General features: G+C 67.6%; 9 protein-coding genes and 1 tRNA gene. 9 read left to right on the forward strand and 1 reads right to left on the reverse strand.

Annotation, left to right across the window (positions count from 1 at the left end):
* The first annotated feature begins 261 nt into the window (after nucleotides 1-261).
* The 4 genes from FNH21_RS11880 to FNH21_RS11895 all read left to right on the forward strand — a co-directional run bounded on the left by FNH21_RS11880 (nucleotide 262) and on the right by FNH21_RS11895 (nucleotide 6064).
* Nucleotides 262-1641, forward strand: coding sequence for a glycosyltransferase (locus tag FNH21_RS11880; protein WP_152815788.1), 1380 nt, complete (start codon nucleotides 262-264; stop codon nucleotides 1639-1641).
* Nucleotides 1638-3482 (forward strand): right-handed parallel beta-helix repeat-containing protein, encoded by a 1845-nt coding sequence (locus FNH21_RS11885; protein WP_152815790.1) that lies wholly within the window; start codon nucleotides 1638-1640, stop codon nucleotides 3480-3482. The genes FNH21_RS11880 and FNH21_RS11885 overlap by 4 nt, the downstream gene beginning before the upstream one ends.
* Nucleotides 3479-4555: a right-handed parallel beta-helix repeat-containing protein gene (locus FNH21_RS11890; protein ID WP_152815792.1), complete on the forward strand. Its 1077-nt coding sequence runs from the start codon at nucleotides 3479-3481 to the stop codon at nucleotides 4553-4555. The genes FNH21_RS11885 and FNH21_RS11890 overlap by 4 nt, the downstream gene beginning before the upstream one ends.
* A 99-nt stretch (nucleotides 4556-4654) precedes the next feature.
* Nucleotides 4655-6064 carry a UDP-glucose dehydrogenase family protein gene (locus tag FNH21_RS11895; protein ID WP_152815795.1) on the forward strand — a complete coding sequence of 470 codons (1410 nt, stop codon included), beginning with the start codon at nucleotides 4655-4657 and terminating at the stop codon, nucleotides 6062-6064.
* A gap of 84 nt (nucleotides 6065-6148) precedes the next feature.
* Here FNH21_RS11895 and FNH21_RS11900 read toward each other — a convergent pair whose 3' ends face one another.
* Nucleotides 6149-7447 carry a right-handed parallel beta-helix repeat-containing protein gene (locus FNH21_RS11900; protein WP_152815798.1) on the reverse strand — a complete coding sequence of 433 codons (1299 nt, stop codon included), beginning with the start codon at nucleotides 7445-7447 and terminating at the stop codon, nucleotides 6149-6151.
* 382 nt (nucleotides 7448-7829) lie between these two features.
* Here FNH21_RS11900 and FNH21_RS11905 point away from each other — a divergent pair, with 382 nt between their 5' ends.
* The 5 genes from FNH21_RS11905 (at nucleotide 7830) to FNH21_RS11925 (ending at nucleotide 13019) form a co-directional block, all read left to right on the forward strand.
* Nucleotides 7830-8987: an acyltransferase family protein gene (locus FNH21_RS11905; RefSeq protein ID WP_191931905.1), complete on the forward strand. Its 1158-nt coding sequence runs from the start codon at nucleotides 7830-7832 to the stop codon at nucleotides 8985-8987.
* 214 nt (nucleotides 8988-9201) lie between these two features.
* Nucleotides 9202-10206, forward strand: coding sequence for an acyltransferase family protein (locus FNH21_RS11910; protein ID WP_191931906.1), 1005 nt, complete (start codon nucleotides 9202-9204; stop codon nucleotides 10204-10206).
* 156 nt (nucleotides 10207-10362) lie between these two features.
* A tRNA-Gln gene (locus FNH21_RS11915) sits at nucleotides 10363-10434 on the forward strand.
* A 75-nt stretch (nucleotides 10435-10509) separates the two neighbouring features.
* A complete protein-coding gene (gene glmU / locus FNH21_RS11920; protein ID WP_191931907.1) occupies nucleotides 10510-12042 on the forward strand; it encodes a bifunctional UDP-N-acetylglucosamine diphosphorylase/glucosamine-1-phosphate N-acetyltransferase GlmU in 1533 nt (510 codons plus the stop codon).
* Nucleotides 12039-13019, forward strand: a complete 981-nt coding sequence (locus FNH21_RS11925) for a ribose-phosphate diphosphokinase (RefSeq protein ID WP_055770265.1) — start codon at nucleotides 12039-12041, stop codon at nucleotides 13017-13019. Before glmU ends, FNH21_RS11925 begins: the two co-directional genes overlap by 4 nt.
* The last annotated feature ends 272 nt before the right edge of the window (nucleotides 13020-13291 follow it).

Below are 13291 nucleotides of genomic sequence, written 5' to 3' on the forward strand. Positions count from 1 at the left end.
TGTCGGCCTACCCGCACCCACCCGGGATGTGGGAGCGGAGGGATGCAGGAGGGCCCCTCGGTCCGAGTAGACCCAAGTAGTGCCGCGGTTTTTTCGGGTATGCGCGGACCGGGTGCCTCGTCCTAGCCTCGAAAGGAAGGGTCCTGACGATCGTCGGGAACCCGAGGGCGATCCCGGCCGGGCAGGTGTTCCTGCGAACCGGGTCGGCCCGACGCCCGCCGACGTGCGCACCGACACCCGCTCCAGCCGCCTAGGATCTCGATGCCCCCGATTGTGTTCACCACCGACACCTCCTCCCTCGTGGACGTAGGCCTCGCGGTGCTGCAGGACCGCTTCTCCACCTGGCTCTCCGGGTTCGACCGGACCGACATCAGCGCGTTCTGGGCCGAGGTCACGCCCTACTTCCCGGTCGCCGTCGCCGGTGCGATCGTCTGGGCCCTGTGGCTCTACCGCTTCATCCTCTCGCGCCGGGCGAAGCCCATCGTGACCGACCACCGGACGACGACCTCCGTGGTGGTGCCCTCCTTCCACGAGGATCCGGACATCCTGATGAGCGCCCTCGAGTCCTGGCGCGCCCAGCGGCCGGACGAGATCATCATCGTCCTCGACGTCCTGGACCTCGATGCCTACGCCCGGATCGAGGCGCTGCAGGACCCGACGATCCGGCCCATCCTGTTCCACCACGTGGGCAAGCGCTCGGCGCTCGGTGTCGGGATCCGCCTCGCCCGGTACGAGGTCCTGGTCCTCACCGACTCCGACACCTGGTGGCAGCCCGACCTGCTGCGGAACGTGCAGATGCCCTTCATCGATCCGCTCGTTGGCGCCGTGGGTACCCACCAGAACGTCTACCGGCGCGACACCAGCGTGTGGCGCCGGATCGCCGACTGGCTCGTCAACCTGCGCTACCTCGACTACGTGCCGGCCATGGGTGCGGCCGGGGCCGTTCCCTGCATCTCCGGCCGCACCGCGGTGTACCGGCGGAGCGCCGTCCTGCCCGTCCTCGAACACCTCGAGAACGAGTACTTCCTCGGCAAGCGCTGCATCTCGGGCGACGACGGACGCCTGACCTGGCTGGTGCTCGCCTCCGGCTACAAGACCGTGCACCAGTCCACGGCGCGGGCCCTGTCCATGTTCCCGGCCAGTTTCCGGGCCTTCGTGAAGCAGCGGGTCCGGTGGAGCCGCAACTCGTACCGCTGCTACCTCACGGCGATCGGTACCGGCTGGTTGTGGCGTGTCCCGTTCATCACCAAGGTCACGGTGCTCCAGATCCTGCTGACGCCGGTGACCATGGGACTGACGATGTTCTACCTGCTCTTCAACCGGCTCGATTTCACGGCACTCGGCATCGCCGCCGCCCTGAGCTGGTTGCTGCTCGGCCGCGGCATCCGCGGGATCTCGCACCTGCGCCGTCACCCGAAGGACATCCTCATCCTCCCCGTCCTTGCGTTCGCCGTGATCATGGTGGCGTTGCCCATCAAGCTGTACGCCTTCGCGACGATGAACAAGCAGGGCTGGCTCACCCGCCACGCGGATCAGATCGGCGGGGACGGGCAGGACGCCGTGAGCCTCCAGTCAACGTCCGACGGCGCCGCCCCCGTCCTCGAGGGATCCGTCCGGGATGCACGGGAGGCCGTGGCATGACCGGCCGCAAGCCCCTCCTCCTCGGCCTCGTCGCCCTCCTCGTCGTCGCACTCGCCGGAGTGGCCTTCGTCGCCACCGGCAACCTCTGGCGGGATTCCGAGGTGGACGCCGTCGGACGCAACGAGATCGCCGCGAACGGCAACGTACAGGGGGAGCTGTACCCCGGGGATCCCCGCAGCGAGGCGCGCATCGTACGGAGCGAGGAGGAGCGCCTGGTCTACGTCAGGACCATCGCGTCCGCCGCGCGGTGGCGCGTCGACGGGCTCGAGGGCCCGTACCGCCTGCAGACCGGTGCCACCACCACGCTCGTCTTGCCGGCGAGGACGGACCCCTATACCACGGCAGACCTGCTCACACTCGCCCCCGACACCTTCACGCAGCTCGCATCGTCCACCTTCGTGCTCACCGAGAACATCGTGGTGCTGGCCGGCGCCACCCTGTCCCTGTCCGGGGACGAGGGGACGACGCTCCGGATGCAGAGCGACGAGGACGCCTTCGTCTCCATCGTCGCGCTCGGCGGCTCGCTGTCGATCGCGGGCACTCCCACGTCCGATCTGGACATCACCAGCTGGGACGGCTCGGGCTCCGACGAGGACACCTCCGACGGCAGGGCCTACGTCCGCGTCATCGGCGGGCATGCCTCCTTCGCCCACACCACCGTCTCCTCCCTCGGCTTCTGGAGCGGCAACACCGGTGGGCTCGCCCTCACCGGCACCGACACACCGGGGACCTTCCCCGACGCGGCAGGCACGACGGCCGACGCCGTCGCCCCGGCCGGAGCCCGCCTGCTGCCCGACGAGGACCTCCGGTCCCTCGCCGACCAGACCGACCTCGACTACAGCGTCGTCACCGCGGGGATCGACGGCCTGACGGTCAGGGACAACGCCTTCGGCCTGTTCGTGACCAATGCCCGTGACATCGCCATCCGCGACACCGCGATCAGCGGGAGCCTCGTCGACGGCCTCGTCCTCCACCGGTCGGTGACGGACGCGACCATCACCACCACGACGTCGTCGGACAATGCCGTGGACGGCATCACCGTGGGCCGTTCGAGCACGCGGGTCGACCTGCACGAGGTCACGGCGAGCGGCAACGGCCGGAACGGCATCTCGCTGGACGGCCAGCCCCTGGCCGACGGCCCGAACGCCGTGGGCACCGCCGTCGTCACCTATGGTGGCAACCGCGTGGTGAGAAGCACGGTCGCCGACAACGGACGATACGGCGTCGAGGTCAGCGGAGGAGAGAATCTCCGCCTCACCGGCAACACCATCAGGGGCAACGAGGTGGGTGTCGTCGTCAACTACGGAGCCGAGCGGGTGGGCATCATCGACAACGAGATCCGCGACCAGCGCCTCCAGGGCATCGCCGTCCGCGAACCCGGGGCCCAGGCGGACATCCGGAGGAACACCATCTCCGGCGGCGACACCGGCGTGTACGTCCGGGACGCCACCGCCACCGTCTCGGGCAACACCATGCATTCGCTCTCCGGCCACGGGGTGTCGTTGCTCGGGAACGTGCCGGACACCGAGGTGACGGGCAACGACGTCGGCGGCTACGGCACGGTCGCCATCTGGGACGAGACCTCCACGGGCGCCCTCGTGGAGGAGAACGAACTGCTCGACTGGCACCCCGCGCCCACCGTGCACAGCGTGGTGAACTCCGTGTTCCAGCCCCTGACGTTCGTTTGGCTGGTGCTCGGACTGCTCCTGCTCGCCACAGCCGTGACCCGCAAGCGCCACCTCCGCGTCCGCACCATCCGGAACCCCTACGAGGAGCGGGTGCCGCTCACGGCGCTCAGCCGCGGGATCATCCGTATCGACGACGCCAGGCAGGCACGATGAACCGCCGCGCGAAGCTCGTCGTACTCGTCCTCGCCGTCGTGGCGCTCGCCGTGGCCGCCGTCGTCGTGGTGGTCGGCCTCGAGACGACCACCGGCGGCAAGGGGTCCGCCGGGCGGGAGCGGGAGGCGCAGCCCGGGCCGACGGCCGACGCCGCTCCCGCGCCCGGGCCGGTGGCAACGCCCGTCGAGTGCCCCGAGCCGACCGTCAGGGTGGCCTCGGCCACCGACCTCGAGAACGCGCTCGACGCAGCGCGGCCCGGGACCGTCATCGGCATGGCCGCGGGGACCTATCGAGGCAACTTCACCGCGAGCGCGAACGGCACTGCAGAACAGCCGATCGTTCTCTGCGGTGATGCCGGGAGCGTCCTCGACGGCGGCACCACCGAGGACGGCTACGTCTTCCATCTCGAGGACTCCTCGCACTGGGTGCTGCAGGGCTTCACCGTCCGCAACGGCCAGAAGGGCGTCATGGTGGACCAGACCACCGACACCGTGATCCAGGGCCTGACCGTCACCACCACAGGCGACGAGGCGATCCACCTGCGGAAGTTCAGTACCGACAACCGCGTCATGGGGAACACCATCAGCGACACGGGCCTCCGGAAACCCAAGTTCGGCGAGGGCATCTACATCGGCACCGCGGAGAGCAACTGGTGCGACATCAGCAACTGCGAACCCGACCGCAGCGACCGCAACGAGATCGAGGGCAACACCATCTCCGGGACCACGTCCGAGAACGTCGACATCAAGGAGGGCACCTCGGACGGGGTGCTGCGCGCCAACACCTTCGACGGATCCGGCATCATCGAAGCCGATTCCTGGGTGGACGTGAAGGGACGCGGCTGGGTGATCGACGGCAACACCGGGACGGACTCACCACTCGACGGCTTTCAGACCCACGAGATCGTGGACGGCTGGGGGACCGAGAACGTCTTCCGTGACAATGTCGCGGAGGTCAACGGACCGGGGCTCGGCTACTCGCTGAAGCCGGTCCGCGACAACGTCGTCGAATGCAGCAACTCCGCTTCCGCCGCCGGCGAAGGCCTGTCCAACGAACCCTGCTCCTCCGGCTGACCCGGGCCTCCCGCCTCTTCCTCCACCCTCCGGCACCACCTTCCGAGCTACCCCTTACCCGCTTCCGAGCCACCCCCTACCCGAAATGAGGACACTCCCATGAGCACTCCGCTCCAGAACCACGAACCCGCCCCCAAAGTCACGGTCATCGGCACCGGCTATCTCGGCGCCACCCACGCGGTCTGCATGGCCATCATGGGTTTCGACGTCCTCGGCGTCGACGTCGACCAGCGCAAGATCGACCTGCTGTCCTCGGGCCGGGTTCCCTTCTTCGAGCCGGGCCTGCCGGAGAAGCTCGAGGAAGCCCTTGCCTCGGGCCGCCTGCGCTTCAGCACCGACTTCGACGAGGCCGCCGCCTTCGGTGACGTGCACTTCGTGTGCGTGGGTACCCCGCAGGCCGCCGACTCATCGGCCGCGGACCTGACCTACGTCGACGCCGCCTTCACGGCCCTGGCCACCCGCATCGACCGGAAGGCCCTGCTCGTCGGGAAGTCGACCGTGCCGATCGGCACGGCCGCCCGGATCACCGCCATGGTGCAGTCCGTCTCGCCGCTCGGTGAGGAGCTCGAACTCGCCTGGAACCCCGAATTCCTCCGCGAGGGCTTCGCGGTGCAGGACACGCTGTTCCCGGATCGCCTCGTCTTCGGGGTCAGCTCCCCCTGGGCCGAGCAGCAGCTGCGGCGGGTCTTCGCGCCGATCCTCGATCTCGACACCCCGGCCATCGTCGCGGACCTCGCCACCTCCGAGCTGGTCAAGGTGGCCGCCAACTCCTTCCTGGCCACGAAGATCTCCTTCATCAACGCGATGGCCGAGGTCTGCGAGGCCACCGGAGCCGACGTCAACCACCTGGCGAAGGCCCTCAGCCTCGACGACCGCATCGGGGGGCGCTTCCTGAAGCCCGGCCTCGGGTTCGGCGGCGGCTGCCTGCCGAAGGACATCCGTGCGTTCAAGTACCGGGCCGAGGAACTCGGGGTCGGGCAGGCCGTGAGTTTCCTGGGCGAGGTGGACTCGATCAACAACCGTCGTCGCGTCCGGACCGTGGACCTCATCCGCGAACTCGCCGGCGGTGACCTGGCCGGCGTGCGCGTCGCCGCCCTCGGCGCGGCCTTCAAGCCCAACTCCGACGACGTCCGTGACGCACCGGCGCTCGACGTCGCACGCCTGCTCTACCTCGAGGGCGCCATCGTCTCCGTGTACGATCCCGAGGCCAATGCCAACGCCCACCGTGCCTACCCCGACCTCAACTACGTGGAGTCGATGGCGGAGGCGGTCGAGCAGGCCGACGTCGTCGCGCTGCTCACCGAGTGGGCCGAATTCAGGAACGCCGACCCCGACACGCTCGGCGCCCTCGTGAACCACCGCCGCATCCTCGACGGCCGGCACGCGCTGAACGCGAACGACTACACGTCGAAGGGATGGCAGTACCGCGCACTCGGCCGCCCCGCGCAGGCGGCGACGGTGGAACTCGCGTCCGACCTGCGCGACGAGACGCCGACGCTCGCGGTCTAGCCCGGACTGCACGACCGCGCACACGGGAAGGGCCGGACGGGGAGACCCGTCCGGCCCTTGCTGCGACCACGTCTCGGATGGGACCTAGCGGCAGGCGATGTTGCTGAGACCCTTGGCCGCTCCGCTCGCCTTGCATCCGACGATCGTGCCGAGCGACGGCGACTGCACCCAGACCTCGTACCCGGGGACGCCGTTCTTCACCGTGTTCTCCCGGAAGACGTTGCCGGTGCCCCAGCCCGCCAGGACGGAGTGTACCTGGAAGGCGTCCAGCCTGGTGCCGGAACCGGTGTTGCCCTCCAGCCGGTACCCGTTGCCTTTCACGTCGACCCAGGAGTCCGCGTAGTTGGCACCCGAGGTGCCGGAGTTGGAGAACACGTTGCCCGTGATCAGGCCGCCCGTGGTCCCCTCCTTGATGTCGATGCCCTCCGCCGAGGTGTTGACGATCCGGTTGCCTCGCACCGTGACGCGGTCCGACCGGTCCGGGATCCCGCCCGCCCAGTTGCTCCTGGCACTGCCGAGGTAGATGCCCTCGCCGTACTCGGGCTGCTTCAGCCCCGTGTCGTGGATGACGGAGTCGATGATCCCGCCGTCGCTGCTCCCGGAGCGGAAGTGGACCGCCTCCGCGCCGATCGTGCCGACGTCCACAGAGCTGATCAGCGTGTTCGTCGAACCGTCGAGCACGATCCCCTTCGACGAGGAGGCGACCGAGATGCCGCTGATGCGCCAGTTCGCACCGGTGACGTGGAGGCCGTAGCCCGACGACGTCGAGCCGGAGGAGAGGACGGCGGACCGTGATCCGCGCAGCGTGATGGGCGCCGTCGTCGTGCCGGACGCCGAAGCCTTGAACGAGCCGATGTAGCGCCCATCGGCGAGTTCGATGGTCTGGCCCGGGCGTGCCGTCTGCAGGGCTGACGTCAGCGCGGCAGCCGTGCTGACGCGCAGGACGCCGACTGCGGGCGCTGGTGCCGGGACCGGTACAGGTGCCGGCGCCGTTGGGGCGGGTTTCACGATCGGGTGGGCTCCCGTCGGTGCGACGGTGAAGGTCACCGTGGTCTCCTGACGTCCTGATGGTGCTTCCCACCGGACATTGAGCTTGTGGGCGCCGGGACCCGCGGACACGGGCCAGGCATAGGGAGCGGTGCTGTCCTGACCCAGGTAGGTGCCGTCGAGCTTGAACTTCACCGTGGAGCCTGCAGGTGCACCGACGGTGGCGGTGAAGGTGCCGTCGGGCTGCGCCGTCCCGGCGAGCGCGGCGCCGTCGGCGAGGACGGTGGAAGAGGGCGCGGCGGATGCAGGGAGGGCGAGGGCGGAAGCGGCCACGGCGGCCGCGACGGCACCCGCCGTGGTGCGGGCGAGAGCGCGCAGCATGGAAGAGGGGTACATGCGGGGTTCCTTCTGGTGAGACCTACCCGCGCTTCGCGGGCCAGTGGAGCGAGGCTAACCCGGTGCGTCCCCTCTCAGTGCCCCAAGAACGCGGTCCTTGCAAGAAACTCCACATCCTGTGCGAATGCTTGCAGGTTCTTGCGGCATGTGGTTCCTGCAGCAGGAGTGGGGCCGGCGACGTCCCAGCAGGTATCCGGAGGCGGCAGGGACAAGTAGAGGAGGATCGATTGCGCGTGGTGTTCACGCTCCTGCAGGCGCTTGATCACGCCTAGGGTCAGAGACGACAAACGGCACCAGTCTGTGTGCCGTTGGGTGTACCGGTCCACGCAACGCATCTCAGTGCGGTGTGCCGGGTACGGGATCGACTCAGGGGACATCGATAGTGACCACCAGCAACACCTCCACCTCATCCGTTCGGCTGCCATGGGCCGACGCCACGAGGGCAGCCGGCGTGATCGCCGTGGTGGTCTTCCACGTCCTCATCTGGATCCATGACCCGGTGTTCGGCACCGAGACAGCGGCGGGTCCACTCCTGTCCAGGGTGAACGCACTTCTCGGGACCCTGCGCATGCCCGTCCTGTTCGCTCTGGCGGGCATCCTGGCGTCGCCGTCCCTGATCAGGGGAGGCGATGCGCGCAAAGCCCTGTCGAGGAGCGTCTCGAGCTACTACCTCTATGTCGTCTGGCTTCTCATCTATCTTCTCGTGTTCCTCCTGGTCGGGACCGCCGGCAGCCCGCACTACTTCGACAGCCTGAACGGGTTCCTGACCCAGCTGGTCGTACCGGACACGACGCTGTGGTTCATCTTCGCGTTGGCCGTGTACATCCCGGTCGTCCTCGCGGCGCGCGCCGTCCGTCTTCCTCCACCCGTACTGCTGGTCCTCGCCGTGGTGGTGTGGTTCGTCCTGCAGTCGGAGGGCGACGGCAGCCTCCTCGAACGGTGCGCGGAGCACTTCGTCTTCTTCGCCTCAGGCGTGTTCGGTGCGGCGACCCTCAGGAGAGCCGCAGTAGCCCCGCTCTGGCTGGCGGGGCTGTTCTCTGCGGTGTTCCTGGCGTTGATGGTCCTGCGTACCACGGACATCGGAGCGCAGAATGATGCCCTCGAGTTCCTGAGCTCGCTCGCCTCCATCCCGGCCATGGCTGCCGTGGCGCATCAGTTGTGCCGGATCGCGCCCGTGGCGCGCGCTGCAGGGTTCATCGGTGCACGCACCCTTCCGGTGTACGTGCTCCATCCGGTCGTGATTGTCTGCATCCTCGCCGTCGGGCGCCAGGAAGCGCTGGGACCGTTGGTCGGTTCGTTCGTCGTCGACGCCCTCTACCCCGTCGTCCTCTCGGCAGCGGTCATCATCGTCTGCCTCACCGCCGAGAACCTCCTCGTGCGAATTCCCGGCAATCCGCTGTTCGCCCTGCCCGAGTCCGTCCGGAGGAGGATCGTGCACAGCCATCCACAGAACGGGGATCAGAGGTCCTCAACATCCGGGACGCAGTCCAGGAACCCCCGAGGGAGAGCTATTTCGCCTCTGAGGCGTCCACGTAGCTGATGAATAGTTCTCGAGTGGTTGTCTCTGGCAGAGGGGTCCGTCCCACGGTCGTCAGTTCGTCCATTACCGCCTACTTTCACTATGAGGTGTCCATTGTTCGGTCAAAGCCCCGTGCGTGTCTCGGCGCTAGCTAGCCAGGTCTCAAGGAGCGAAAGTGTCAGTCCGCCCGGTATCCGGTCCACAGGCGTCCTTGCGTAGCCGATCATCGGGCTACGTGCCCTCCCTCGACGGACTCAGGGCTGTCGGGATCATTCTTGTGTTCGTACACCACTTGATCACGCCGCTACCGTTCGGAGGCGCAGTGGGGGTGGACATATTCTTCGTTCTATCGGGCTATCTCATCACGTCGATCCTCCTACGGGAGTATGACCGTCTTGGGCGGATCAGTTTGAGGAGGTTCTACCTGCGGCGGGCGGCGCGGCTCTATCCCGCGCTACTGACAGTCATGGTGATCCTTTTCGTGCCCGGTCTCCTGTTCGCCCCTTCGATAAAGGCGTATCTCATCGAGAACGCCTTGGCGGCTACCTACACGACGCCGATCGCACTCCAGGTGTCCGACACTGCGGCGTGGGCTTGGCGGCACACCTGGAGCCTCGGAATTGAGGAGATGTTCTATCTACTCTGGCCCGTCCTCCTGATCGGGGTGCTCACCCAGAAGCGTGTGCGCGCGCACGCCGTGCTCGGCGTCACTTGCATCGGCCTGATCCTGCTGGCAGCCGGAGTCGCCCTTGAAGCTGCTGGAGAGCCGGAGTCGCTCCTTCTGCGATCAGGAGGGCTTTTTCTCGGGTGCGCATTGGCGCTCAGGACGATGCGAAGCTCAGGACGTGCTGGTGGCTGGGTCTCCTCCTCCAAGACTGCTTGGATCGGAGCGTCGATCATTCTGGGGGCGGTCGTTCTGGCGTCGATGGATGGGGTCCTCGCCCTTCCTGTGCTGCTGACAGTGCTTGGGAGCACTGCAATACTCGCGCACATCACATCCGGCTCGCACGGTCAACTCGCCCGCCTTCTGTCATGGGCTCCGCTGACGTATACGGGAAAGATCAGCTATGAGCTCTACCTGTGGCACTATCCGCTACTGATAATTTCGAGTTGGGCTCTGGATGCAGATCCTCTCTCCGTGGCGATCGTTGTGGGCCCACTGTCGATCGTGGCGGCCGCCACGACGCATCATGTCCTGACACCTTGGGTCGAGCGGCTCAAGAGCCGCGCCTCCGCCTGACCAACAGTGAGCAGGATGTCGCTCGCTCGAGAGAACGTGCAACAGGGTAGAAGGCTGGATCGTGGCCCAAGTGATTGGCTCGCCGAAGGGTGCGGGGCGTGGCAAACTAGATAACCGTGCGCAGGTGCCCCGCGCCGGGGTCCAGCTGCCGCATGGTCCGCCCTGGTGTAACGGCAGCACCCCAGCCTTTGGAGCTGTGGAGTATAGGTTCGAATCCTATGGGCGGAACGGCGCAAGCCCCGGTACCGGTCCCTTGCGGACGGCGGATCCGGCCACGACACCACAGGTAGGAGTGCCCGCTTCGTGAGCCCCCAGAGTGAAGAGACGGCGACGCCGTCGGCGTCCACCTCCCAGCAGCCGGCGGCGGTCATCGTCCTCGCCGCGGGAGCCGGGACCCGCATGAAGTCCCGCACCCCGAAGATCCTCCACCCGTTGGGCGGTCGGTCGATGATCGGTCACGCGCTCGCCGCGGCGCGGGGGCTGGACCCCCGTCACCTCGCCGTCGTCGTCCGGCACGAGCGTGAGCTCGTCGCTGCGCACGTCGAGGGTGTCGATCCCGCGGCCCTGCTGGTCGATCAGGACGACGTCCCGGGGACCGGCCGCGCGGTGCAGGTGGCCCTCGACGCCCTCGACGCGAGGCAGGGCACCATCCGGGGTACCGTGGTGGTGACCTACGGCGACGTACCCCTGCTCGAGGCTGCGACACTGAAGGACCTCGTCGGGGTGCACGTCCGGGACGGGAACGCCGTCACCGTGCTCACTGCCGAGCTCGACGACGCCACCGGCTACGGGCGCATCGTCCGGAGTCCGGACGGCACGGTACTCGGCATCGTGGAGCACAAGGATGCCTCCGAGGAGCAGCGGGCCATCAGCGAGGTGAACTCGGGGATCTACGCGTTCGACGCAGACGTCCTGCGCAGCGCGCTCGGCCGGATCGACACCGGCAATGCACAGGGCGAGCTCTACCTGACCGATGTGCTCGGCATCGCACGGAACGACGGCGGCAGGGTGGCAGGCCTGATCGTGCAGGATCGCTGGCAGGTCGAGGGCGCCAATGACCGGGTCCAGCTCGCCCACCTGGCGGGCGAACTGAATCGCCGGATCCTGGAGCGGTGGATGCGCGCAGGCGTCAGCATCGTCGACCCCGGCAGCACGTGGGTCGATGTGCACGTGGAGCTGGCCGAGGATGTCACGGTGCTGCCGGGAACGCTGCTGCACGGCACCACCACGATCGCCAGGGACGCCGTCGTCGGTCCTGATACCTCCTTGACGGACGTGGCTGTCGGGCAGGGCGCCCACGTGACCCGGACCCACGGCAGCGGAGCCAGGATCGGCGACGGGGCCAGCGTGGGACCCTTCACCTATCTCCGGCCGGGAACCGTGCTGGGCGAAGACGGCAAGATCGGCGCGTTCTACGAGACCAAGAACGTGGTGGTGGGCCGCGGCTCAAAACTCTCGCATCTCGGCTACGCAGGGGATGCGGAGATCGGCGAATATACCAACATCGGCTGCGGCAACATCACCGCCAACTACGACGGTGTCGACAAGCACCGCACCGTCATCGGGTCCCACGTCCGCACCAGCTCCAATACGGTCTTCGTCGCGCCGGTCACTGTGGGCGACGGTGCCTACACCGGTGCCGGTGCGGTCATCCGTAAGGACGTCCCGGCCGGGGCTCTCGGCCTGAGCGCCGTGGCGCAGCGCAACGTGCCGGGCTGGACCTCGGAGAAGCGACCCGGCACCGCCGCGGACGAGGCGGCGCGCGCGAGCGTGGCCAGAACCGTCACATCAGGCCCCCAGGCATCCACGGAACCACAGGAAAGCGGTCAGTCATGAGCGAGATCACGGCACGCGGCGAGAAGAAACTGGTGCTCGCCTCCGGGCGCGCACACCCCGAACTGGCCGAGGAGATCGCGTCCTGGCTCGGTACCGAACTGCTGCCGGTCTCCGCCTACGACTTCGCCAACGGTGAGATCTACGTGCGCTCGGGCGAGAGCGTCCGCGGCACCGACGTCTTCGTCATCCAGGCCCACCCGGCGCCCCTGAACAACTGGCTCATGGAACAGCTCATCATGGTGGATTCGCTCAAACGGGCCTCGGCCAAGCGGATCACCGTCGTCTCGCCGTTCTACCCCTACGCACGTCAGGACAAGAAGGGGCGCGGCCGTGAACCGATCTCGGCCCGCCTCGTCGCTGACCTGTACAAGACGGCGGGCGCGAACCGTCTGATGTCCGTGGATCTGCACACCTCCCAGATCCAGGGGTTCTTCGACGGCCCTGTGGACCACCTGATGGCGATCCCGCTCCTGGCCGACTACATCCGGACGAGGGTCGACGCCGACAATGTCACCGTCGTCTCGCCCGACACCGGACGGGTGCGCGTCGCCGAGCAGTGGGCCGAGCGGCTCGGGGGAGCGCCGCTCGCGTTCGTGCACAAGAGCCGCGATCTCACCGTGCCGAACCAGGCCGTGTCCAAGCAGGTCGTGGGCCAGGTCGAGGGCCGCACCTGCGTGCTCATCGACGACATGATCGACACCGGAGGCACCATCTCGGGAGCTGTGCAGGTGCTGAAGAACGCCGGGGCGAAGGACGTCATCATCGCAGCGACCCATGCGGTGTTCTCCGATCCAGCGGCACGTCGACTGGCCGAGTCCGGGGCCCGCGAAGTTGTCGTGACGAACACTCTGCCGATACCATCCGAGAAGCGCTTCCCCCAGCTCACCGTCCTGTCGATCGCACCCCTGATCGCCCGTGCGATCCGAGAGGTGTTCGACGACGGATCGGTGACGAGCCTCTTCGATGGGAACGCCTGAACCGAGGCCGTGCCTCATGGCGGTCCCAGGGTAGGCGTCGAGAACCCGGATGCCCCTACGCGCAAGGCCGACAAGGCTGGGCGCGTAGGGAAATGACGGAACTCGAGTAGTGTTCCGTCGGCGTACGTGGAAAAAACAAGTAAGAATGCTGACGATTCCGTAGCAGCCACTCGTGCTGGCCCCTTCCTCCCTTTCTAGGCTGAGTTTCAGACACCTGTCACAAGCTGGGAAGAAGTAGGTCTTTCATGCGGTCTCACAGTCTCGTTCACACC

Source organism: Arthrobacter bussei, from assembly GCF_009377195.2.
GTDB classification, from domain to species: Bacteria; Actinomycetota; Actinomycetes; order Actinomycetales; family Micrococcaceae; genus Arthrobacter_D; species Arthrobacter_D bussei.

Bases quoted from the DNA above. Each gene is read 5' to 3' on its own strand.
- FNH21_RS11880 (WP_152815788.1), top strand. From the start codon at position 262: ATGCCCCCGATTGTGTTCACCACCGACACCTCCTCCCTCGTGGACGTA.
- FNH21_RS11885 (WP_152815790.1), top strand. From the start codon at position 1,638: ATGACCGGCCGCAAGCCCCTCCTCCTCGGCCTCGTCGCCCTCCTCGTC.
- FNH21_RS11890 (WP_152815792.1), top strand. From the start codon at position 3,479: ATGAACCGCCGCGCGAAGCTCGTCGTACTCGTCCTCGCCGTCGTGGCG.
- FNH21_RS11895 (WP_152815795.1), top strand. From the start codon at position 4,655: ATGAGCACTCCGCTCCAGAACCACGAACCCGCCCCCAAAGTCACGGTC.
- FNH21_RS11900 (WP_152815798.1), bottom strand. From the start codon at position 7,447: ATGTACCCCTCTTCCATGCTGCGCGCTCTCGCCCGCACCACGGCGGGT.
- FNH21_RS11925 (WP_055770265.1), top strand. From the start codon at position 12,039: ATGAGCGAGATCACGGCACGCGGCGAGAAGAAACTGGTGCTCGCCTCC.